Source organism: Streptomyces sp. NPDC005483 (assembly GCF_040606035.1).
Taxonomy (GTDB): domain Bacteria; phylum Actinomycetota; class Actinomycetes; order Streptomycetales; family Streptomycetaceae; genus Streptomyces.
The window spans coordinates 1-21,347 of record NZ_JBEXEA010000019.1 but is presented as its reverse complement, the minus strand read 5'-3'; the positions used below and the strand labels follow the sequence as shown (position 1 = coordinate 21,347).

Here is a 21,347-nt window from a genome sequence, read left to right as displayed (position 1 = left end):
TGCCTACTGCGTACCGCAGTTCCCGACGACCTGCTTCTCCTCGTCCGAGAGGGTGGGGCCGGGGGTGGGAGTGGGCTTCGGGGATGCGGAAGCGCTCGGGGACGGGGAGGTCGTGCTCGTCGGGGTCGGTGTGGCCTTTGACGTCAGGGAGGACAGAGTGGTTCCCGTGGTGCCGCCGGCCTGGCCCTCGCCCGTCTTGGAGTTCTTCTTGCTCTCCGTGGCCTGAGCCTCTGCCTGCTTCTTGCACGCGGAGGCCTGGACGCCCAGTTCGTCGATCTTCTTCTGGGCCGTCTTCAGGCCGCCCTCGGCGATGGTGCCCTCGACCGACTTCTGCTGGTACGGCGGCAGGTACTTGAGTTCGATCTCGGGGTGGTCCTTGGACACCTTCGAGAGCGAGACCCACGCCAGGTCCTGGCTGATGCCGCGGTACAGCGCCACGTGCTCGTCGTTGACGCCGACGTAGTACTGGGTCTGCGTCCAGCGCCAGCCGCCGTACAGGCCGCCGCCGATGACGGCGAGCGCGAGGACCGAGTAGAAGGATCTCTTCAGCCACTTGCGGCCCTTGCGGGGCTTGACGAAGTCGTCGTCGGAGTAGTCGCCGAAGCTTCCGGCGGGGGTGTAGCCGGTGGTGTCGGAGGAGTGGGACGGCCCGAACTCGCCGCCTCCGCCCTGTCCGTGGCCCTGGCGGCCGAGCCCGGAGGCGCGGCCCGCGGGGGTCTGCATGATGTTGTTGTCGTGCAGCTGGTGCTGGTTCTCGGCGACCGCGCCGACCACGACCGGGGTGTCGGAGAGCTGCCCGGCGAGGGTGTCCCCGGTGTCCAGGTCGAGGACGTCGGCGATGATGACCGTGATGTTGTCGGGGCCGCCGCCGCGCAGTGCGAGCTGGATGAGCTCCTGCACGGTCTCCTGGGGGCCCTGGTAACTGGCGAGGGTGTCCTCGAGGGTCTGGTGGGAGACCACGCCGGAGAGGCCGTCGGAGCAGATCAGGTAGCGGTCGCCGGCGCGGACCTCGCGGATGGAGAGGTCGGGCTCGACGTGCTCGCCGCTGCCCAATGCCCGCATCAGCAGGGAGCGTTGGGGGTGTGTGGTGGCTTCCTCCTCGGTGATGCGGCCCTCGTCGACCAGGCGCTGCACCCAGGTGTGGTCCTGCGTGATCTGCGTGAGGACACCGTCGCGCAGGAGGTAGGCGCGCGAGTCGCCGACGTGGACGAGGCCGAGCCGCTGGCCCGTCCACAGCAGGGCGGTCAGCGTGGTGCCCATGCCCTCCAGCTGGGGGTCGTCCTCGACCATGGAGCGCAGTTGGTCGTTGGCGCGCTGTACGGCCACGCCGAGCGAGGTGAGGACGTCGGAGCCGGGGACGTCGTCGTCGAGGGCGACGATGGTGGAGATGGCCTCGGAGGAGGCGACCTCGCCGGCGGCGGCGCCGCCCATGCCGTCGGCGATGGCGAGCAGGCGGGGCCCGGCGTATCCGGAGTCCTCGTTGCCCTCCCGGATCATGCCTTTGTGCGATCCGGCGGCGAAGCGCAGTGACAGACTCATGCGCACCTCGCCCGTCGGCTCCGGGTACATCCGCACGGTGCCCACCCTCCGGTCGGGAGCGCGCCGGGGCCCGGGGTGGGGGCCCACGCCGCGTGCTCGCTCCGCTCGCGCCTATTCATGATGTAGCACTACTTCCGCAGCTCGATGACGGTCTTGCCGATGCGGATCGGCGCGCCCAGCGGAATCGGTGTGGGAGTCGTCAGCCGCGATCGGTCGAGATACGTGCCGTTGGTCGAGCCCAGGTCCTCGACGATCCACTGGCCGTCGCGGTCCGGGTAGATCCTGGCATGGCGGCTGGAGGCGTAGTCGTCGTCCAGCACGATGGTGCTGTCGTGCGCCCGGCCCAGGCTGATGGTCTGCCCCTGGAGGGCGACGGTGGTGCCGGTGAGGGTGCCCTCGGACACGACCAGCTTGGTTGGCGCGTTACGGCGCTGGCGGCCCCCGGCGGCCGGCTGCTGGCGCTGCTGCGGGGGCGCCTGCCGCTGGGACTGCTGGGCACGGCCGGCCTCCCGGCGCGCGCCGCGCTGGGTGACGCGCGTACCGAACAGGTCGCTGCGGATGACCTGCACGGCCACGATCACGAACAGCCACAGTACGGCCAGGAAACCCAGCCGCATGACCGTCAGGGTCAGCTCTGACATTGCCCCCGCTTCACCCTTCGGCTTGCCGGTAAATGATGGTGGTACTGCCCACGACGATCCGCGAGCCGTCGCGGAGCGTAGCGCGGGTGGTGTGCTGCCCGTCCACCACGATGCCGTTGGTGGACCCGAGATCCTGGATCGTCGAGGGCGTTCCGGTCCGGATCTCACAGTGCCGGCGCGAGACGCCGGGGTCGTCGATCCGCACGTCGGCTTCGGTGCTGCGGCCCAGCACCAGCGTGGCGCGGGAGATCTGATGGCGGGTGCCGTTGATCTCGATCCAGTGGCGGGTGCGGGAGCCCGGCGCGGGCGCGCCGACCGGGCCGCCGGCGCCGGGGCGCTGGGCCTGGGCCGGCTGCGGATAGCCGTAGCCGCCGGGGGCGCCACGGCCGGGAGGCGGGGCGGCCGGCATGGGCGGGGCGCCCGCCGGGGCGGCCGGCGGGTAGCCGTAGCCGGCCCCGGGTGCCGGTGCGCCGGGGCGGCCGGCCGGGGCCGCGGTTCCGGGGGCCTGCTGGTTGGTGGAGGCGGCGAGCGTACGGCTGCGCACCCGGTACAGACCGGTGTCGAGGTCGTCCGCCTTCTCCAGGTTGACCTTGATCGGTCCCATGAAGGTGTAGCGCTGCTGCTTGGCGTAGTCGCTCACCATGCCGGCGAGCTCGTCGCCGAGCTGGCCCGAGTAGGGGCTGAGACGCTCGAAGTCCGGCGTGCTCAGCTCCACGATGAAGTCATTGGGTACGACCGTTCGGTCGCGGTTCCAGATGGTCGCGTTGTTGTCGCACTCCCGCTGGAGCGCGCCCGCGATCTCCACGGGCTGGACCTCGGACTTGAACACCTTGGCGAAGGTGCCGTTGACCAGACCTTCGAGACGCTGCTCGAACTTCTTCAGGACTCCCATGAGGCACCTCCTCCGTCCTTGCCGTCCTGGGTACTGCGCCGGCTGCTGTTTACCTGGTACTGCTTACTGATCGTATCCACGCGCCGGTGAATCGGCTGGTTCCCCCTGTCGGCACGGTCGACGGGTGTCGACGCCTCCGAAGTTCCCTGTGGAGCTCCACTTCGAACTCCGCTGTCCCACTCCTTCGTCAAGGATCGTAGAGGCGGCCGCAGACCAGTGTCCCGCACCTGACTGTGGACCCCTACCTGTCCTGGGGGGACGGGGGCTACCGGTACGAGGTTGATACGTGAACCAGCACAAGTTGATACGTGCACCGGCGCAGGTCGACACGGGTCCGACGGCACCTCGGTCGGGGCGCCGTTTCGAAGCCGCTGGTGGGCGGCTGCCCCCGGATAAGGGATGTGAACCCACCCTCTCCAGCGTGCTAATGTTCTGCGTGTCGGAAGGCGCCGCACCGCAAGGCGAGGGGCCCGAGGACACACCCAATGCGCGGGTGGCGGAATAGGCAGACGCGCTGGATTCAGGTTCCAGTGCCCGAAAGGGCGTGGGGGTTCAACTCCCCCCTCGCGCACCACGAGGTACCGACGACGGATCTCTGCAGGTGACGGAAGTCACCGCAGAGGTCCGTTTTTGGTTTCCTGGCAGGTCTGGTGACTGTGAGACATCACACACCTTTGTCAGGACATATGGAAGGCCCCAGCTCGTGAGCTATCTCACGGGTCGGGGCCTTCTTCGTCGACCACATTGCCGACGAGCGTGCGCTTCAGGGGCGAGGCCGGATGGGCGTCTACCTCCACGCCCGTTCCAGTGGAGCGCCGACCCAGGGTTCTTGATCCTGCCTCCTCACCGCCGCGCACCAGCAGTCCGGCTGCCGACCGCCTCGGCCGAGGCGGTGCTCGGCCGGGAGCGGTGCCACAGCTTCCTCGCAGAGCGGCCGGTTCGCCTGCCAACTCTCCGTGGTCTGGGCTTCGCCGACCCGGCGGCCCGATTTTTTTCTGTTTCACGTGAAACATGCGCTGTACTGCCGTGGCGGAGGCGTGAGGTGCGCCCTGTGAGGGGCGGACCGGCCGTCGTTCCGCTCGGTGGGACCCGGGGTGGACCCACGGGCGGGGTGGCGCCGACCGGGACGGGGGAGGTGCCGATCGGCGCGGTCGGGGGGTCACTCCCGCATGCCGACCAGTTCCACGGGCCGGCGCCGCATGGCCAGCCCGGCCGGGGCGACGGAGAACACCACAGCGAGCACGGCACACGCACCCACGGCCGCTCCGAGCTCCGCCCACGGCATCTCCACCGGGCTCCACACCGACAGCAGACCGAGCGCGCTCCACATGCCCGCCAGGTTGAGCCCGGCGACCAGGAGTCCGAGCACTCCGCCGACCGCGACGACCATCAGTGCCTCGCCAGCGACCAGCCGCAGCACCTGCCCCTGGGTGGCCCCGGCGAGCCGCAGGACGGCGAGGTCGCGCACCCGGTCGGAGGTCGCCATGACCATCGTGTTGGCCAGGGAGATCCCGGTGTAGAGGAGGGCGATGCCGAGAACCAGCAGGAAGCCGTAGCGGGTGGTCCGGTTGGTCTCGGGGTAACTCGCCCGCACCCACTGGTCCTTGGTGAAGACCTGTCCGCCGGCCTTGGTGAGCGCGGCGGCCACGGCGGCCGGGTCGGCGCCGTCGGCGAGGGCCACGTCCACCCGGTCGACGCTCGCTCCGGGGGCGTTGGCGGGGGTGACCCAGGCGCCGTTGTTGCCGGTGCCGGTCGTCATCACCGCGGCGATCCGCAGCGACTTCTTCGTGCCGTCGCCGAGCCAGACGTCCACGTTCTGTCCGACGGTGTGCTTCTCCCACTCCTTGTTGACGATGATCGAGTGGTCGTCGAGGTCGCTCACCTTCCCGGCGGCCAGCGGCAGGTGCACGGTCCTGGCGAGCGGGGCGGCCTCTGCGGCGCGGGCCTCGGACTTGATGAGGGCGACACCGTCCTCCAGGACGTACACGGCACTTGCCGAGGTGGCCGAGACCACGGCGCCCTTCGTCGCACGCAGCCGGGCGAGCGTCGCCGCGTCGAACCCGGCGTCCCCGTCCGGGGTGACGACGAACGAGGCCGCCGTCTGTTTCCGTGTCTCGGTGGCCTTCGCCTCGTTCAGGGTGGCCGTGGCACCCAGCAGGGAGCCGGCGAGGGCGACGGTGACCAGGACGGGCGCCGCGATGGCAGCCGTACGACGGATGCCCGCGGCCGCGTTCTCCCGCACCAGCATCCCGCCCGCGCCCGGCAGTTGGGCCGGCAGCCAGGCGATCAGCCGGGTGAGCGGACGCACCAGGATCGGCGCGAGCAGCGCGACCGCGGTGATCAGCAGCATCGGACGGCTCACATACGTCTTGCGGTGCAGCAGCTCACCCGGGTCGGAGACCAGGACGAGACCCAGTGTCACCGCCGCGGTCAGCAGCAGACCCGCCCCGAACAGCCAGCGGCCCCAGGTCATCGCCTTGGTGTCCACGGACGCCTCGCGCAGCGCCTGGGTGGGCCCGGTGCGGCCGGCCCGCCAGGACGCGGCGATCACCCCGAGCAGCGCGACGAGCAGACCGGTCCAGAAGGCCATGTGGTACGGCCAGGTGAAGTCGCCGATGGTGAACCAGCTGGGCGCGAGACCGCCCTTTACCACCCACGCGGCGAGCCTGGGGGCGCCGTACGCGCCCAGCACACAGCCCGCCGCCGACGCCAGCACGCCGACCACCAGGGCCTCCGCGAACACCATCCGCCGGATCTGGCCGGGCGTGGCCCCCGCGGTGCGCAGCAGTCCGAACTCCCGGCGCCGTTGGGCGACCGCGAAGGCGAACGTGGACGCCACCACGAACACCGACACGAACGCGGTGACCCCGCCGGCGGTGCCGAACATGGCGTTCATCGCGGTGAGCGCCTCGCTGTCGCGATCCGGATCGGCGTCGGCGAGACGGCGGTCGGTACCGGTCAGGACCCGGAGATCCTGGCCCCCGACGACCTCGCGGACCTCCGCCGCGTCGGCCTTCACCACCAACTGTGTGCTCTTCGGCGACAGTTCGGCGGCCCGGGCGTCGGTGTAGAAGACGGCGTCCTCGAAGCCGCGCGGGGCGACGGTTCCGACGACCGTCACGGTGCCGCGGTCGGTCGTGACCCGCTCACCGGGCCGCGCCCAGCCGCCGGTGACGACGACCTCGTCGGCGCCGCGCGGAGCACGGCCCCCGTCGATCTCGTACCGCGCGAAGGCTGCCGTGGACCAGGGGTGGCCGACCAGGTCGCCGGGGCCCTTCGCGGCCCGCACCGGGAAGGACCGGTCCGCGACGACCGGGCCGAGCCGCCGCAGCTTCGCCACGGTCTCCTCGGGCACCGCGCGCGGGTGGGCGAGCTTCTGGGTGCGGTCGCCGATCGGGGTCGGCACCGACAGGGTGTTCTGTCCCTGGACGACCACCGGCGCCGCGGCGAACCGCTCCGGCTGCCGTTCGGGCGCGTGCAGGGAGGAGGCCAGGGCCAGACCCATCACGGCGAGGAGTGCCACGCCCAGCGAGAGCGCGACGAAACTGCCGACGAAGGTGACCCATCGGGTGCGCAGGGTGCGCAGGGCGACGCTCAGCACGGCACGGCCTCCAGCTTGGTCATACGCGCCGCGATGCCGTCCGCGCTGGCCCTGATCAGCTCGCCGTTGACCCGGCCGTCGACGAGGAAGACCACGCGGTCGGCATGGGCGGCGGCCACCGGGTCGTGGGTGACCATGATGATCGTCTGTCCCTCGCGGTCGACCATGGAGCGCAGCAGTGCCAGCACCTCACGGCTGGTCTGCGAGTCCAGGGCGCCGGTCGGCTCGTCGCCGAAGAGGACCTCGGGGCGGGTGATCAGGGCGCGGGCCAGGGCGACGCGCTGCTGCTGGCCGCCGGACATCTCGGTGGGCCGGTGCCGGGCCCGGTCGCCGAGCCCGACCTGCTGGAGCACCTCACGCACCCGGGACTTCGCGACCCGCTTGCCGGCCAGGCGCAGCGGCAGGGCGACGTTCTGCTCCGCGGTCAGCGCGGGCAGCAGGTTGAACGCCTGGAAGACGAACCCGATGCGCTCGCGTCGCAGCAGCGTCAGCTTGGTCTCACTGAGCTTGGTCAGCTCGGTGCCGTCCACCGAGACCGAGCCCGAGGTGGGGCGGTCCAGGCCCGCGGCGCACTGCAGGAGGGTCGACTTGCCGGAGCCGGAGGGGCCCATGACGGCGGTGAAGGTACCGCGTGGGAAGGAGAGGGAGACCTGGTCGAGGGCGGTCACGGTGCCCTCGCCCGACCCGTAGCTCCTGCTGACGGAACGCAACTGGATGGCGTCGTTGTTCATCTGTCCCCACTCGTTCGGTGTCGGTCCTCCCGCGCACCCGGGCGGGACGGCGGTTTCGGGGCTCGGAGCGCCGGCGCCGGTACGGCCACTGCGGGCTGGGCCGGGGTGCCGGGGTGTGCGGGTCTGACGTGGCGCGTGGCAGGTGGCAGGGGGCGGGTGGCTGGCGTAGCAAGGAGCTGTCTGAGTCGCAGCCGGGGTGGTCCAGCGCGGGTAGCAGCAGCACCAGGGGCGCGGATGCCGGCGCCGCCGTCTACTCCGGCCAAGCCGTCATCCGGGTGCCGCCTCTCTCGTTCTTTCGGTGACTCCACGAAACCGTGTGGGGACACTCGGGCGCAGTGCGGCAGGGACGAGACTTGGGGTAGGGCTGGGCATACCCCCGGCGCTCGGACCGGCTCACCGGGGAAGCGGATCACCTCGCGCAGCGCGCCCTGACAGCCGTAGGACCGCCGCTCAACCCAACCGCCCTCGGCGTCGCTGCCCGCCGTCTTCAGCAGCGGACCTTCGAGCAGCCGCTCCAGCAGTTCTCGGCCGTGTCCTCGGACAGCCCGGTCTCCACCGCGGCTCCGCTGCGGACCGCGGGAGGGCGATGCCAGCACACCCGCGGGGTCCCCCACGCCGTGCGGCCGGGCCCGCAGGGCCGAGGCGAGGACACGTCCCACGTCCGTCCGAGTGCGGAGCTCGCCCAGCCGCGCGGCTGGCAGTCCGGCACAGGACCGCACCATCATGTCGGCCGCCTCCGGCTCACCACGATCCGGGCGTTACCGGCGTTCGCCGCGACAGTGCGCGGGACTCCGAGGCACCCATCGGTTCCGGACGGCGGTGCGTGAACCGGGCACGACGGTGAGCCGGTACCGGCCGGTCACCCGCACCGCCGCGTCCGTCGTCGTCGCAGGCAGCAGCGCGTCGAGCCGGAGCTCGCCGGCCGCGTCGTCCAACAGGATCAGCAGCCGGCGTCCCGCCGTAGGGGTGCGGTTGCGATGGATTGCGGCCACGGCCCAAGGAGCGGCCCGGCGGGCGCGGAACGCTGAAGCGTCTTCCTTTTGCCGTTGTTCGCACCGCATATCGGCGGCATTGTGCCTTCGATTCGGCGGCAGCCTGCCATGGCAAGAGCCTGCGAGCGGACGGGCGTTACTTGCTGTGGGGCGGCCGGGATCGTCGTACGACGGCCAGGGCAGCCGTACGACGGCCGGGGCAGCCGTACGACGGACCCGTGTTCCGGCGCGGACGCGGCCGGATCCCGTCGCTCCCGCCCGGGGGGTATGGCCGGCCCTACCCCCGGCCCGCCCCCTGGACCCATGGCCGGGCGCCGGGCCGCCCTTCTACGGTGATTCCCATGCACCCTCGGAATGTGTGGCAGGCCATGTCCCGGCCGGGCTTTCTGCTGTCGGCGTGGCCCTGGCGCTCGGTCGGCTACCTGCTGACCGGCGCGGTCACCGGCGTCCTCGCCCTGATCGGGCTGGTGACGCTGGCGGCCGTCGGCGGGGCGCTCGCCATCGTGCTCGTCGGACTGCCGCTGCTGGTCGTGCTGGCGCTCGCCGGTCTGCCGGTGGCCTGGGTGGAGCGGCGCAGGCTCGGCCTGGTCGACCTGGACCCGGCACCGGACCCTCACCAGGCACCGGCCGCCGAGAGGCTGGTGTCCTGGCTGACGACCCGCCTGAAGGAACAGGCCACCTGGCGCGAGCTCGCGTACACCGTGCTGTTCGCGGGCCTGCTGTGGCCGCTGGACGCGCTGGTGGTCACGGTCGCGCTGCTCTTCCCCCTCTCCCTGGCCGCCACCCCGCTGCTCATGGCCACCTTCGGTGAGGGCCGTAAGACGAAAGTACTCAAGCAGTGGACGGTCACCACCTGGCCGACGGCGTCCGGGGTCGCCGTGCTCGGTGTGCTGCTGCTGGCCCTCGGCGCCTACGTCCTGGGCGTCGCGGCCGGCGCCCGCGCCGAACTGACCCGGCTGCTGATCGCCGACCGGGACGGTGACCTGGGCGCCAGGGTGGTGGAGCTCAGCCGGTCCAGGGTGCGGCTGGTGGACGCCTTCGAGGCGGAGCGCCGGCGCATCGAACGCGATCTGCACGACGGCGCCCAGCAGCGCCTCGTCGCCCTGACCATGACCCTGGGCCTGGCCCGCCTCGACGCCCCGCCCGGACCACTCGCCGACCAGCTCGCCAAGGCCCACGACGAGGCGGGCAAGGCCCTCGCGGAACTGCGTGAACTCATCCACGGCATCCACCCGAAGGTCCTGGCGGACTACGGCCTCGGGGCCGCCGTGGCCGACGCGGCCGACCGTTCCGTGGTCCCTGTCGACGTGGACCTCCCGCTGCCGGGACGGTTCGAGCAGGCGGTGGAGGCGGCCGCGTACTTCGTGGTCTGCGAGGCTCTCGCCAACGTCGCCAAGCACAGTGGGGCGAACCGCGCCCAGGTGTCCGGAGGCCACACGGGCGGGCGGTTGGTCCTCGAGGTGCGCGACGACGGACGTGGCGGCGCGGACGCCTCGGCGGGCAGCGGACTGACCGGACTCGCGGACCGGGTGTCGGTCCTGGATGGCAGACTCTCCCTGTCCAGTCCGCCGGGCGGACCGACCCTGCTGCGTGTGGAGTTCCCTTGCGAGGCGACCGAGTTGAGCGAGGCGGCCGCTCGCTTCGTGTAGTCCTGGCCGAGGACAGCGTGCTGCTGCGGGAGGGACTCATAGGCCTGCTCGGCCGCTGCGGTCACGAGGTCGTCGCGGCGGTCGGCGACGCGCAGGCGCTGATCGCGGCGGTCCAGGAGCACGGCCCGGACATCGTGGTCACCGACGTCCGTATGCCGCCCGGCTTCCAGGACGAGGGCTTGCACGCGGCGGTCCGCCTGAGGGAGAGCCGCCCCGCGCTGCCGGTGCTGGTGCTCAGCCAGTACGTGCAGCGGACGTACGCCTCCGAACTCCTCGACTCCGGCGACGGCACGGGCGTCGGCTATTTGCTCAAGGACCGCGTCGGCCAGGTCGAGGAGTTCGTCGACGCGCTGTCCGAGGTGGCGGAGGGCGGCACGGTCGTGGACCCCGAGGTCGTACGGCAGTTGCTGCGCCGGCGCCGGGATCCGCTGGAGCGGCTCACCCCTCGCGAGCGGGAGGTCCTGGCGCTGATAGCGGAGGGCAAGTCCAACGGTGCCATCGCGCGTGAACTCGTCGTCTCCGAGGCGGCGGTGGGCAAGCACATCGGCGGCATCCTGACGAAGCTGGACCTGCCACCGGCGGACGAGACCCACCGCCGGGTACTCGCGGTACTCGCATATTTGCGATCGTGACGTCTCCTGTGGGGCTTCGGCGGGGTGGCTTTCGTCGGCCAGAGGGGCTTTGCCCTGGCTGGCGCGGTCCTCCCGGTTGGGGGGCGGGGTCTTCCTGGTCGGCGCGGTCAACTGTGGTTGCGGGCGGCTTTTCGATGGTCGGCGTGGCCGTCCCCGTACTGGGGGTGACTTCTCTCTGGCGGTGCGGCCGTCCCCCCGGGCCGCGGGGTGACTTCTCCCGGTCGGCGCGGTCATCCGCAGCTGAGGGGCGGGTTCTTCCTGGTCGGCGCGGCCTTCTGCGGTTGCGGGTGGCATTTCGATAGTGGGTGCGGCCTCTCCCGGCTAGGGGTGACTTCTCCCTAGTCGCGCGGCTCTCCTGGCAGTGCGGCCGTCCTCCGGCCGAGGCGACCTCCTTCTGTAGCTGCGGCATGCGTGCGGCATAGGGCTCCGGCCTTCGCTGGACCACGCCTCGACGAGTCCCGTCGGGGCGTCCCCGTGCCCCGGAGGAAGAGCCCATGCGCCGTCGTCTCGCCGCGCCCCTGTTCACCTCCGCCGTCGCCGTGACCGCCGTCCTGCTTCCGGCCTCCGCCGTTGAGGCCGCCCCGGTCGCCCCGGCCGGCAAGAGCGCCGTGCTCAGCAGCTGGACCCAGTCCTATGCGAGCAGCTACAACGCCTTCTTCGCCGCCCGCGCGGCCAGAGCGCCTGGAGCGCGTACGGCTTCGACTGGTCAACCGACTACTGCACGACCTCCCCGACAACCCCCTAGGGTTCCCGTTCGCGAACGCCTGTGTCCGTCATGGCTTCGGCTACGGCAGCTACGAGGCGGCCGGCACCTTCGAGGCGCCGACCTCAAGCGTGTGTGCACCACGTACTCGGGCGTGGAGAAGACCTCGTGCGCGCGACGGCGTGGACGTACTACCGGGCCGTGGACGCGCTGGGCTGAGCCAGGTCCACGGACATCCGCCGTCCACAGGGTCTGACGCGTTTCGGCTGGTGGTTGTACGGTCGGCACGAGTTGATGTTCTTGCGAGTCACGGGGGAGGCGGTCGGTGTGACCGATGCCGGTGCGGAGGCGAAGGCCGGGGCGCGGGCCGGTGAGGGGGCCGGGGCGCCGGAGGTGTCGGCCTCGGTGTCGGCCGACACGGCCGCGGGGCCCGCCCGGCGGCAGGTGGTTCCCGGCTTCGCCCAGTGGCCCGTCGAAGGCTCGCCCAAGAAGGAGGGCAAGGCCCTGCGGGAGAGCGTCCCGCGCAGTGCCCATGCGGCGCTGGACCTCGACATCTCCCGCCCCGGCGCGATCGAGGCGGTCGAGGAGTCGAGCCGGGGCCGTATCCCCGAGCTCACGCCGATCCGGGTGGGCCGGATGGCGGCCACGCCGTTCGCCTTCCTGCGCGGCTCGGCGGGCCTCATGGCGTACGACCTGGCCCGCACCCCGATGACCAGGATCCGCGCCCAGATCTGCGGCGACGCCCACGCGGCGAACTTCGGCCTGTACGGCGACGCCCGCGGCGGCCTGGTCATCGACCTGAACGACTTCGACGAGACGGTGCACGGCCCCTGGGAGTGGGACCTCAAGCGGCTCGCCGCCTCCCTGGTCCTCGCGGGCCGCGAGATCGGCGCCGACGAGGAGACCTGCCGCGCGGCGGCGCACGGCGCGGTGGGCGCGTACCGGCGCACCATGCGGCTGATGGCCAAGCTCCCGGTGCTGGACGCGTGGAACGCGATCGCGGACGAGGAACTCGTCTCCCACACCGACGCCCATGACCTGGTCGGCACGCTGGAGCGGGTCTCGGAGAAGGCGCGCGCCAACACCAGCGGGCGCTTCGCGGCAAAGTCGACGGAGCTCACCGAGGACGGCGGCCGGCGCTTCGTGGACGCCGCGCCGGTGCTGCGCCGGGTGCCCGACGAGGAGGCCGCGACGGTGGCCGCGTCCCTGGAGCACTACCTGACCACGCTCTCCGAGGACCGCCACCCGCTGCTGGCCCGCCACGCGGTGCACGACGTGGCGTTCCGCGTCGTCGGCACGGGCAGCGTGGGCACCCGCTCCTACGTCGTCCTGCTGCTCGACCATCGCGGCGAACCGCTGGTCCTGCAGGTGAAGGAGGCGCGGCCTTCGGCCCTCCTGCCGCACCTGGTCACCGCGGGCTTCGACGTCCCGTCGGTCGACCACGAGGGCCGCCGGGTGGTCCTCGGCCAGAAGCGGATGCAGGTCGTCAGCGACATTCTGCTGGGCTGGACGACCGTCGACGGCCGTCCCTTCCAGGTCCGCCAGTTCCGCAACCGCAAGGGCAGCGTCGACCCGGCCGCCCTCTCCGCCGACCAGATCGACGACTACGGCCGCATGACCGGAGCCCTCCTGGCCCGCGCCCACTCGCACAGCGCCGACCCCCGCCTCGTCTCCGGCTACTGCGGCAAGAACGACGAACTCGACGAGGCCATCGCCACCTTCGCCGTCACCTACGCCGACCGCACGGAGGCGGACCACGGGGAGCTGGTGGCGGCCGTGCGGACCGGACGGATCGCGGCGGAGACGGGGGTGTGAGGAGGCCGGGAGCATTGTGACCGGCGGGCCCGCACCCACCCCCAAGGGCCCGGGGCCGTGTCCATGTGCGGCTTCACCGCGGGGGCCGACCGGCCACAACGCCACCCGCACCCGCCCGACCACCCCTGGCCCGCCACCCCGGAAGGCGCTCGCCTCACCCCCGCACAGTTACGCTGTCCGGATGACGTCCCCGGAAACCGACCCCCCCGGCACAGCCGCCGCAGGCACCGCGCGGCTGGAGCAGGCCGTGCGGGCCGCCGAGCAGGCGCTCATCGAGTACGAGATCGCGGTGGAGACCTTCCGCATCGAGGTGGAGAACTTCTCCCGCCTGCACCACCAGAAGCTCGGCCCCGTGTACACCCGCCTCGATGAGCTGGACGCGCAGATCGCGGAGATCCGGGCCGCCCGCAGTGGCGACCCCGAGGACCTGCGCAAGGCGGAGGAGGCCCGCGCCCGCGTGATGCCGATGCCCGGCGTCGAGGAGCTGTTCCACGGCTGGATGGACGGGGAGGGTCTGTTCCCGGAAGCCGTCGCGATGCTGACCGAGCAGCCGGTACGGCCCCCGCAGCGGGTGCGCCCCAGCGACGAGGCCCGCAAGCTCTACCGCGAGCTCGCCCGCAAGGCCCACCCGGACCTCGCCCAGGACGACACCGAGCGGGCGCGGCGCGAGGAGTTCATCACCCGGGTCAACGCCGCCTACTCCCGCGGCGACGAGCCTCTCCTGCGGGAACTGGCCGAGGAGTGGGCCGCTGGTCCCAAGCCGCCGGAGCAGGGCCCCACCCCCAGCGAGGAGCTCTACGCCCGCCTCGAATGGCTCGCCCAGCGCAAGGAACTCCTCTCGGTGGTCGCGCGGGAGCTGGAGGAGAGCGCGATCGGCTCGATGCTCCGGATGGCACCGGACGACCCGGACCGTCTCCTGGAGGAGATCGCCGAGAAGCTCCTGGCCGACGTCTCCACTCGGGAGGCGGAGCTCACGGAGCTGCTCGCGCAGGAGTGACCGGCCGCGTCCCCAGGGCGTCAGGTAGCGTCGGCCCCATGAACTTCGGTGCTGGTGTGCCCACGGTCCAGGTCACGGACCTCAAGGACGGCGACTTCCTGCTGGACGTCCGCGAGGACGACGAGTGGCAGGCGGGTCACGCCGAAGGGGCGTTGCACATTCCCATCAGTGAGTTCGTGGCCCGTTACGGCGAGCTGACCGAGGCAGCCCCGCAGGACGGCCGCGTCAACGTGATCTGCCGGTCCGGCGGCCGCTCCGCCCAGGTCACGATGTACCTGGCCCAGCAGGGCATCGACGCCGCGAACGTCGACGGCGGGATGCAGCTGTGGGCCGAGGTGGGCCGCCCCGTGGTGACCGACGACGGCCGACCGGGCTTCGTGCTCTAGCCTCCGGCGGGGCCCCGGCAGCGTCGGGCAGTTCCCGGCCGGCATGGGCAGTCCTGGCAGGTCCGGGCAGGCCCGGCGGTTCCCGCTAACCCCGGCAGCGTGGGGCAGTTCCCGGCAGCCATCGGTCGCTCCCCGCAGGTCCGGGCAGTTCCTGCCAGCCCCGGCAGCGTCGGGCAGTTCCGGGCATCTTCGGCGGTCCCTGGCAGGCTCGGGCCGCCCTGGCAGATTCCGGCAGCCATCGGGCATTTTCCGGGCGGAGGGTGGGGTGCTCAGTCCGGGCGGAGGGTGCTCAGTCGTCTCCGCTGCTCGGGTTCCGGTCATAACGGCTCGCGCGCCGGGCCAGCTCGCCCGCAGCGAGGGTCGCGGCGGACACCGCGCGCGTCCAGCGTGGGCCGCCCCGCGCTGCCCACCAGACGCAGACACATCCCCCGATGGTGAGCACAAGGATGCCGGACAGGGCGAGCACCATCATGCTCTGCCTCCTACTGTGGGAGCGGTTCCGTCACCCTCTCAGTCGCCGATCAAGGGTTCTGCGGTTTCGCCTCACCCCAGGGAATGTGCGGCCAGCAGATCCCCCAACGCCTCCTCGTGCGCCGCCGCCGGACCGAGCGACAGCTCCAGATGCTTGGCCCACGCGTGGTACCGGTGCAGGGGGTAGTCGACATCGGCGCCGAACCCGCCGTGCAGATGCTGTGCCGTCTGCACCACCCTCCTCACCCCCTCCGACGCCCAGACCTTGGCCACGGCGACATCCCCCGCGACGGGCAGCGAACCCCGCGCTCCCGAGGCGATCCGCCACGCCGCCTGCCACAGCGTGACCTCCATCGCCCGCAGGTCGATGTAACGGTCGGCGGCCTGTACGGCGACGGCCTGGAAGGTGGCGATCGGGAACCCGAACTGCTCCCGCTCGCTGGTGTACGCACTGCTCATCCGCAGCACCCGCTCGCCCAGCCCGAGCGCCAGCGCACAGGTCCCCGTGGTCAGCAGATCCCGCAGCCACTCCCACGCGCCCTCGACGTCGATCACGTCCCGCGCGGCGATCCGCGCCGACTCCAGCCGCAACTCGCCCAGCCGCTCCCCGCTGGTGGAGAACTGCTCACCGAGCGCGACCCCGTCACGGCCCCGGGGCACCAGCGCGAGGACGGTACGGCCGGCGGTCGTATGCGCCGGTACGACGACGAAGTCCGCGTCGTACGCCCACGGCACCGCGGTCTGGACCCCGTCCAGGACCCAGTCGGCCCCCTCCCCCTCCTGCCGCGCCGTGACGGCGAGTCCGGCGGCGTCGTGCCCGGTGCGGCCGCTCGCGGCGACGGTCAGCACGACCTCCCCGCGCCCGGCCCGCTCCAGCAGCTCCCCCCGCAACTCCGGCCCGCCGTAAGCCTGTACGGCCGCCATGGCCGCGCTGCTCTCCAGCAGGGGCACCCGCGCCAGCACCTTCGCCGACTCACGCAGCACCAGGCACAGCGCGACGGCGTCCAGGCCGGCCCCGCCGTACTCCTGCGCCAGCAGCAGGCTCAGCAGGTCCGCGTCGGCGAGCGTGGCCCACAGCGCGCGATCGAACTCGTCGGCCACGGCACCCGTGGTGAGCGCCGGAGACGGCACCGCGTCCGGTGCGACATCGGCGAACACCCCCCGCGCTGCCTCGGCCGCCGCCTGCTGCTCCTCGCTGAAGGTGAAGTCCACGGTCCCTGTCCTTCCGACGGGTCGGCAGATCGGGTCAGCTGATCTGACGGTCCGTCAAGATAGAACAAGTTCTAGAAGAAGGGAACGGGCTCCCCCCGTCCTACCTGTCGAAGTCCAGTTCCACCTTCTCTGTCACCAGATGCGACTGGCACGTCAGCGCATAGCCCGCCTGTGTCTCCTCCGCCTCCAGCGCGAAGTTGCGGTCCATGCGCACCTCGCCGGAGACCAGGAAGGCCCCTTAGGTCCCGCACACCCCGCCCTTGCAGCGTCGGACCGGTTGCGCAGCACCGTCTCCAGCAGCGACTCACCGTCCTGGACCGGCCGGCTGCCGCCTCGCCCGTCGAGCCGAGCGGTCACGGTGCTGTGCGCGGACGCGGGAACCTTCGGAGCGGGGGCGGCCGCGTCCACGTGGAAGATCTCCTCGTAGATCAGGGCACGGGCGACCCCTAGCTCCCGCAACGCCTTCTCCGCACCCTCCACCGGTCCGAACGGTCCGCACAGGAACCACCCCGCCACCCGGTCCACGGGTAGCAGCGCCGGCAGCAGCCCGGTCAGCCGCTCCGGTCGAGCCGCCCGGACGGCAGCCTTGCTGCTGCTCCTCCCGGGAGAGCACCGTGACCAGCTGGAACCGCTCGGGATGGCGGTCCTTCAGGTCGGCGACCTCCTCCAGGAGCATCGTCGACGCGGACGTACGGTCGCTGCGGATCAGACAGAACCGGGCCGCGGGCTCGCGCGCCAGCAGTGTCGCCGCGATGGACAGCACCAGGGTGATGCCACTGCCGCCGACGATCGCCGCGTACAGACCGGGCGCCGGGTGGAGGGTGGACCGGCCCGCCGGGGTCATCACCTCCAGCTCGTCACCGACGTCGATCTCCTTGAGCGCGTACGTCGAGAAGGCGCCGCCCTCCACCAGCCGCACGCCGACCCGCAGTTCACGTGGTCCCTTCGCGTCGGGCGCCGGGGAGCAGATCGAGTAGGTCCTGCGTATTTCCGTGCCGTCGGCCGGGCGGCGCAGGGCGATGCTGGCCCGCGGCGTGCCGGAACTCCCCGCGCAGCTCTGGCGGCACGGTGAGGGTCAGGGCCACGGAGTCGTCGGTGAGCCGGTCGACCGCGGCCACCGGGAGCGGGTGGAAGCGGAAGCGGGCCATCACAACTCCTTGAAGTGGTCGAACGGTTCACGGCAGTCCAGGCACCGACGCAGCGCCTTGCACGCGGTGGAGGAGAACCGGCTGAGCAGATCGGTGCCGGCGGAACCGCAGTGCGGGCAGAGGACGGCTTCGGCCGCAGCGTCGCGTGTCCGCGTGGGCCCGAGACCCACCGCGACCGGTCCGGATGCGGCCACGGTGAGGGGTGGCGCTATGCCGAACTCCCGCAGCTTGCGGCGCCCTTCGGCCGTGATGTCGTCGGTCGACCAAGCCGGCGCGAGAGCGGTGCGGACGGTGACCTCCCGCACGCCGTTTCGGTGCAGCACCCGCTCTATGTCGCCATGAGGCCCCCTCGACCTGGGCTCCGCCGGAATCTGCTACCGACCGATCGTTCGGTTCGTGCGATTTCATGGTGTGCCGGGCGCCGTAAGGTGTCAACCGCTGTGGAAAACCCGCGGGGCAACCTGTGGAAAACCGGGGCGGGAGTGAGAACGGCCACGGCGGTGCCCCTCGGCAGGGGCTGTGCGGAGCGGCCGGGTCTGAGTACCGTGCCGTGCGAGCCACCGCGGCGAGGCGGGTACCGGCGCCGGCCACCGGGCGCCGCCGCCCCTTGCGGCCCGGCGGTGGTGGACGGACCGGAATCGGGAACGGGGCGGAATGGACGCGTACGACGGAGGCTCGAACGCCCGGCAAGGACCGGGCGCCGCGAGCGAGCCGGTCGATGCCCCTGAGTCGGAGGAGCCGGCGGGGCGGGAGGAGCCACACGGTCCGGAGGCGCCGGGTGCGCCGGACACGTCCACCGAGGCCCGGGAGGCGCACCCCGCACCGGATCGTGAACCCGCCGACGTGCGGTCGGCCCCGCACGAGGCGTACGCCGAGGCCGCCGGCACCCGCCCCACGGGCACTCGCCCCGGCGACACCCGGCCCGTTGACACCCGTCCCGCCGACCCCGCCGCGATACGCCCGGCCGCCCCGACCCCGACCCCCGCGCCCTACCGCGATCTCGATCCCGGCCCCGACCCACGTACCGGCGTGGCCGCCCTCTCGCTCCGCTATCAGATAGGTGCCGCACTGGCGCTCGCCGTCGTGGCCGTCGCCGTCTGTGTGCACATCGGGATGGTGTTCCTGCACGTCGCGCCGCCGAACACGATGACCAGGCAGCACGGCGGGGCGGTCGACGACTGGGTCTACCCGGAGTTCGAGCAGAACTGGAAGCTTTTCGCGCCGAACCCGCTCCAGCAGAACATCGCGGTGCAGGTGCGGGCCCGGACACGGACCGCTGACGGCGGCAGCCGTACGACCGGCTGGTACGACCTGTCCGCCCAGGACGGCCGGGCCGTCGACGGCAATCCGCTGCCCAGCCACACGCAGCAGAACGAGCTGCGCCGCTCCTGGGACTTCTTCGTAGCCACGCACGACGCCGACAACCGCCCGGTCGGCCTGCGCGGCAGCCTGTCGGAGACCTATCTCCGCCGCATCGTGGTACTGCGTCTGGAGCGCGACCGCGTGACCGCACGGGGCGCCGTCCTCGTGAGCGTCCAGGTCCGCTCCAGGACCTCCAATGTGCCCCCGCCGAAGTGGAGCGAGGAGAAGGTCTCGGTGCAGCCGGCCTACCGCGAGCTGCTCTGGTGGGCCGTGACGGCGGACGACACCCAGGGGAGCGCCCGGTGAACCGATTCGCCCTGGCGGTGTCCACCGGCATCGCCCGCGTCACCGGGGCCGCGCTCGGCCCCTACCAGACCGCGATGATCCGTATCGGTTTCAGCGCGACCTGGCTGCTGTTCCTGCTGCGCGAGTTCCCGCACCGCCAGGAGCTGTACGGGCCGGACGGTCCGTGGAGCTGGAACCTCGCCGACCAGCTGATCTCGCTCAACGGCGCGTTCACGGCCCTGATGTGGTCGGACGGCCGGTTCTGGTTCGAGACGGTCTACGTGCTCGCCGCTGTGTCGAGCTTGCTGCTGCTGCTCGGCTGGCGCACCCGTGCGATGTCCGTGCTGTTCATGGTCGGCGTGCTCTCGCTCCAGAACCGCAGCATCTTCATGGGCGACGGCGGCGACAACGTCCTGCACCTGATGTGCATCTACCTCGTCCTCACCCGCTGCGGCCAGGTCTGGTCGCTGGACGAGCGGCGGGCCCGGCGCACGCGGGAGGCACACGCGCGTGGAGAGCATGGCGTGGACCGCGTCGGCCCTGCCTTGTGGGGTGTCCTCGGGCTGGTGCTGGTGTCGGCGGCCTTCCTGGACAGGCTGAACGGCGACCGGTTCGTCCCGGCGCTGCTGTGGGCCCTGTGGCTGGCACAGGGCCTGTGGTGGGCGGTCGATCGGTTCACCCGGTCCGGACAGTCGCGGATCATGCTCGACGTCGTCGGCAACATCGTCCACAACGGTGCCCTGCTCGTGATCATGGCCGAGGCCTGCCTCATCTACGCGACGGCGGGCTGGTACAAGATCCAGGGCTCCCGCTGGCAGGACGGCACGGCCGTCTACTACCCCCTCCACCTGGAGTCCTTCTCGCCCTGGCCCGCCCTCGCCGACCTGCTGTCGGCGAACGGCGTCATGGTGATGCTGGTGACCTACGGGACGGTCGCCGTGCAGGTCGCCTTCCCGTTCACCCTGTTCAACCGTCGGGTCAAGAACATCCTGCTGGCCGCGATGATCACCGAGCACGCGGTGATCGCGGTCGTCCTCGGACTGCCGTTCTTCTCGCTGGCGATGATCGCCGCCGACTCGGTCTTCCTGCCGACGACGTTCCTGCGCCGACTCGGTGAGGGGCTCGCCCGCGCGCGTGTCCGGCTGTGGGCACGGTTGACGGGCGGGGACGCCCCGGGCGCGGGACTGCCCGGACAGCGCGGTCCGGAAGGGGAACGCGTCGGTCCCGTGGGGCAACGCGGTCCCGAAGGGCGGGGCGCGCTGAAGGAGCCGGAGCCCGCGCAGTCCCCGCACCTCATCGGCGACCCTGGCGCCGACCCAGAGGACCTCGCCGCCTCCGGGCACCCCGAGAAGGCGACCTCCGCCCGCCCCGAAAACCCCACCCCCGGCGACCCCGAGAACCCCGACCCCCGGCACGTAGGCTTCCCCGCATGACCGCCCCCGCCCCCGATCCCGTGAGCCTGTGGCACCGGCTCGCCGACACCTCCGTGCTGCTCGACGGCTTCCACGCCCTCAAGCACGCCGTGCGCTTCGGGGCGGAGGTCCCGGTGGCGGTCGCCGTCGACCGGGGCGCCGCGCTCGCCCTGGCCGAAGAGCTGGCGCCGGACGTACGGGACACCCTGGACGCGCTGCTGGCCCAGGTCCCGGAGTCGGCGTACGCGTCCCTCGTGCCGCGTCCGCATCCCACGGCGGTGGCGGCCCTGGCCGTACGGCCGTCCCGGGCCGCCCATCTCGAGAAGCTGGCGCACACACCGCGTACCGCCCCCGTGGTGGTCCTCGACAATCCACGCAACCTCGGCAACGCCGGGGCCGTGATCCGGCTGGCCGCGGGTTTCGGGGCGACCGGCGTGGTCACCACGGGCACGCTCGACCCCTGGCACCCGACCGTCGTACGCGGTGGGGCGGGCCTGCACTTCGCGACCGCGGTGGAACGCCTGACGGTCGCCGAGCTGCCGCCCGGCCCGGTGTTCGCCCTGGACCCGGAGGGCGACGACATCCGGGGCGTGAAGCTCCCGGACGACGCCGTCCTCGCCTTCGGCTCGGAGCGCAGCGGGCTGTCGCCCGACCTACGCGCGCGTGCCGATCATCTGGTGGCGCTGCCCATGCGCCCCCAGGTCTCCAGCTACAACCTGGCGACGAGTGTGGCGATGACCCTCTACCACTGGAGTCTCGGCGGGTCCTAGGAGTTGTCTTCAAGTGTCACGCCCACATCAGGAGCGAGGCGAGAGTGACGGCTGCTTGGTAGGACTCGGCTGTCTTGTCGTAGCGGGTCGCGATGCCGCGCCACTGCTT

16 protein-coding genes, 1 tRNA gene and 3 pseudogenes are annotated in these 21,347 nt (G+C 72.0%); 10 read left to right on the top strand and 10 right to left on the bottom strand.

The genetic code is table 11. The features are described from left to right. Positions 1 to 3: 3 nt before the first annotated feature. From ABZT06_RS31805 to ABZT06_RS31795, 3 genes are all read right to left on the bottom strand, one after another. A complete protein-coding gene (locus tag ABZT06_RS31805; protein ID WP_355749075.1) occupies positions 4 to 1,569 on the bottom strand; it encodes a Stp1/IreP family PP2C-type Ser/Thr phosphatase in 1,566 nt (521 codons plus the stop codon). Between the two features lie 98 nt (positions 1,570 to 1,667). After that, on the bottom strand, positions 1,668 to 2,180 hold the full coding sequence (locus ABZT06_RS31800) for an FHA domain-containing protein (protein ID WP_355748622.1): 513 nt from the start codon (positions 2,178 to 2,180) through the stop codon (positions 1,668 to 1,670). 10 nt (positions 2,181 to 2,190) lie between these two features. Beyond that, positions 2,191 to 3,072: a DUF3662 and FHA domain-containing protein gene (locus ABZT06_RS31795; RefSeq protein WP_355748619.1), complete on the bottom strand. Its 882-nt coding sequence runs from the start codon at positions 3,070 to 3,072 to the stop codon at positions 2,191 to 2,193. Positions 3,073 to 3,559: 487 nt separating this feature from the next. On the opposite strand from ABZT06_RS31795, the gene ABZT06_RS31790 reads away from it, so the two are divergent. Next, positions 3,560 to 3,646, top strand: a tRNA-Leu gene (locus tag ABZT06_RS31790). Between the two features lie 585 nt (positions 3,647 to 4,231). Here ABZT06_RS31790 and ABZT06_RS31785 read toward each other — a convergent pair. The 3 genes from ABZT06_RS31785 to ABZT06_RS31775 all read right to left on the bottom strand — a co-directional run bounded on the left by ABZT06_RS31785 (position 4,232) and on the right by ABZT06_RS31775 (position 8,396). Continuing rightward, on the bottom strand, positions 4,232 to 6,673 hold the full coding sequence (locus tag ABZT06_RS31785; protein ID WP_355748616.1) for an ABC transporter permease: 2,442 nt from the start codon (positions 6,671 to 6,673) through the stop codon (positions 4,232 to 4,234). Further along, positions 6,667 to 7,404 carry an ABC transporter ATP-binding protein gene (locus ABZT06_RS31780; protein ID WP_355748613.1) on the bottom strand — a complete coding sequence of 246 codons (738 nt, stop codon included), beginning with the start codon at positions 7,402 to 7,404 and terminating at the stop codon, positions 6,667 to 6,669. The genes ABZT06_RS31785 and ABZT06_RS31780 overlap by 7 nt, the downstream gene beginning before the upstream one ends. Before the next feature lie 758 nt (positions 7,405 to 8,162). Further along, positions 8,163 to 8,396 carry a hypothetical protein gene (locus tag ABZT06_RS31775; RefSeq protein WP_355748610.1) on the bottom strand — a complete coding sequence of 78 codons (234 nt, stop codon included), beginning with the start codon at positions 8,394 to 8,396 and terminating at the stop codon, positions 8,163 to 8,165. Positions 8,397 to 8,764: 368 nt separating this feature from the next. Between ABZT06_RS31775 and ABZT06_RS31770 the strand changes: the two genes are divergently transcribed. The 6 genes and pseudogenes from ABZT06_RS31770 to ABZT06_RS31745 all read left to right on the top strand — a co-directional run bounded on the left by ABZT06_RS31770 (position 8,765) and on the right by ABZT06_RS31745 (position 14,578). Continuing rightward, positions 8,765 to 10,045, top strand: coding sequence for a sensor domain-containing protein (locus ABZT06_RS31770; protein ID WP_355749072.1), 1,281 nt, complete (start codon positions 8,765 to 8,767; stop codon positions 10,043 to 10,045). Next, positions 10,000 to 10,677 carry a response regulator transcription factor gene (locus ABZT06_RS31765; RefSeq protein ID WP_355748607.1) on the top strand — a complete coding sequence of 226 codons (678 nt, stop codon included), beginning with the start codon at positions 10,000 to 10,002 and terminating at the stop codon, positions 10,675 to 10,677. The genes ABZT06_RS31770 and ABZT06_RS31765 overlap by 46 nt, the downstream gene beginning before the upstream one ends. A 494-nt stretch (positions 10,678 to 11,171) precedes the next feature. After that, positions 11,172 to 11,599: pseudogene (locus ABZT06_RS31760) on the top strand (phospholipase). 75 nt (positions 11,600 to 11,674) lie between these two features. After that, on the top strand, positions 11,675 to 13,195 hold the full coding sequence (locus ABZT06_RS31755; protein WP_355748604.1) for a DUF2252 domain-containing protein: 1,521 nt from the start codon (positions 11,675 to 11,677) through the stop codon (positions 13,193 to 13,195). Positions 13,196 to 13,376: 181 nt separating this feature from the next. Further along, the gene (locus ABZT06_RS31750) at positions 13,377 to 14,192 is read left to right on the top strand and encodes a J domain-containing protein (RefSeq protein WP_355748601.1); all 816 of its coding nucleotides are present in this window, start codon (positions 13,377 to 13,379) and stop codon (positions 14,190 to 14,192) included. 56 nt (positions 14,193 to 14,248) lie between these two features. After that, positions 14,249 to 14,578, top strand: a complete 330-nt coding sequence (locus tag ABZT06_RS31745) for a rhodanese-like domain-containing protein (RefSeq protein WP_355749069.1) — start codon at positions 14,249 to 14,251, stop codon at positions 14,576 to 14,578. Between the two features lie 289 nt (positions 14,579 to 14,867). Here the strand turns inward: ABZT06_RS31745 and ABZT06_RS31740 are convergent, their stop codons facing one another. From ABZT06_RS31740 to ABZT06_RS31725, 4 genes and pseudogenes are all read right to left on the bottom strand, one after another. Continuing rightward, positions 14,868 to 15,050, bottom strand: coding sequence for a hypothetical protein (locus ABZT06_RS31740; RefSeq protein ID WP_355748598.1), 183 nt, complete (start codon positions 15,048 to 15,050; stop codon positions 14,868 to 14,870). Positions 15,051 to 15,121: 71 nt separating this feature from the next. Beyond that, on the bottom strand, positions 15,122 to 16,261 hold the full coding sequence (locus ABZT06_RS31735) for an acyl-CoA dehydrogenase family protein (RefSeq protein WP_355748595.1): 1,140 nt from the start codon (positions 16,259 to 16,261) through the stop codon (positions 15,122 to 15,124). A gap of 100 nt (positions 16,262 to 16,361) precedes the next feature. Beyond that, positions 16,362 to 17,409: pseudogene (locus ABZT06_RS31730) on the bottom strand (FAD-binding oxidoreductase). Then, positions 17,409 to 17,744, bottom strand: a pseudogene (locus ABZT06_RS31725) (phenylacetate-CoA oxygenase subunit PaaJ); the annotation flags it as partial. The pseudogenes ABZT06_RS31725 and ABZT06_RS31730, both read right to left, overlap by 1 nt. Positions 17,745 to 18,063: 319 nt before the next feature. On the opposite strand from ABZT06_RS31725, the gene ABZT06_RS31720 reads away from it, so the two are divergent. From ABZT06_RS31720 to ABZT06_RS31710, 3 genes are read left to right on the top strand one after another with little or no spacing between them, the layout of a single operon-like run. Continuing rightward, entirely contained in the window at positions 18,064 to 19,077 is a 1,014-nt protein-coding gene (locus ABZT06_RS31720; RefSeq protein ID WP_355748593.1) for a DUF5819 family protein, read from the top strand. After that, on the top strand, positions 19,074 to 20,489 hold the full coding sequence (locus ABZT06_RS31715; protein WP_355748590.1) for an HTTM domain-containing protein: 1,416 nt from the start codon (positions 19,074 to 19,076) through the stop codon (positions 20,487 to 20,489). The genes ABZT06_RS31720 and ABZT06_RS31715 overlap by 4 nt, the downstream gene beginning before the upstream one ends. Further along, positions 20,486 to 21,238: a TrmH family RNA methyltransferase gene (locus ABZT06_RS31710; protein ID WP_355748587.1), complete on the top strand. Its 753-nt coding sequence runs from the start codon at positions 20,486 to 20,488 to the stop codon at positions 21,236 to 21,238. The genes ABZT06_RS31715 and ABZT06_RS31710 overlap by 4 nt, the downstream gene beginning before the upstream one ends. The last annotated feature ends 109 nt before the right edge of the window (positions 21,239 to 21,347 follow it).